The 805-nt window shown below is 52.3% G+C and carries 1 protein-coding gene; it reads right to left on the bottom strand.

Annotated features, from left to right (window positions below; translation table 11 throughout):
* A partial coding sequence (gene cra / locus BS639_RS24595) for a catabolite repressor/activator (RefSeq protein WP_139804188.1) occupies nt 1–805 on the bottom strand: 805 nt, incomplete at both ends.

Raw genomic sequence — 805 nt, 5'->3', positions numbered from 1 at the left:
CACCGGACACTCCAGGAAATCGAGCAGTTCGTTATCACCGAAAGTGGCGATAGCCAAGTCAACCGGCAAGCGCCCTTCCTGCTTGAGCGTAATGTCCATTACCCCTTGCAGCAGTTGGAAAGATGTCGTGAACAACGCTTTCGGCATCTCGTGCGTTTTTAGCCACTCGGCAAAGACCTGCGCAGCAGAATCACGGTCGTAGGCATTGGCATAGAGGAAATTCGGGCTGCGCGTATCGTCTTCCCAAGCCTGGCGGAATCCCTGTTCACGCAGGAAGCTGACTGAAAGTTCCGGCAGCGCGCCGAGGTAAAGCACGTTTTCGGCCGGGAATTTGCGCAACTCATCGGCCAGCATAAAGGCATCTTCCCTGTCGGCACCGACAACGCTGATAAAGTTTTCAGGATCTAACGCACGGTCGAGGGCAATAATGGGGAAACTGTCTTTGGCCCAGCGCTGATAAAACGGATGCTCTGGCGGTAATGACGTTGAAACAATAATAGCATCAACCTGACGCTGAAGCAGGTGTTCGACGCAGCGCATTTCGTTGTCTGGCTGGTCTTCAGAACAGGCTATTAATAGCTGATAACCGCGTTGACGCGCCTGTCGCTCCAGATAATTAGCGATTTTGGTGTAGCTGGTATTTTCTAAATCGGGAATAACCAACCCGATTGAACGGGTTCTGCCCGCGCGCAAACCGGCCGCAACGGCATTTGGGTGGTAATTATGTTCCTTCACGACAGCCATCACTTTCTCGACTGTCTTATCGCTGACACGATACTGCTTCGCCTTGCCGTTAATCACATAA

It is taken from the genome of Rouxiella silvae, assembly GCF_002093625.1.
Taxonomy (GTDB): Bacteria; Pseudomonadota; Gammaproteobacteria; order Enterobacterales; family Enterobacteriaceae; genus Rouxiella; species Rouxiella silvae.
Note: the sequence above shows the minus strand (reverse complement) of the source record. Positions and strands in the feature narration are given on the sequence as shown.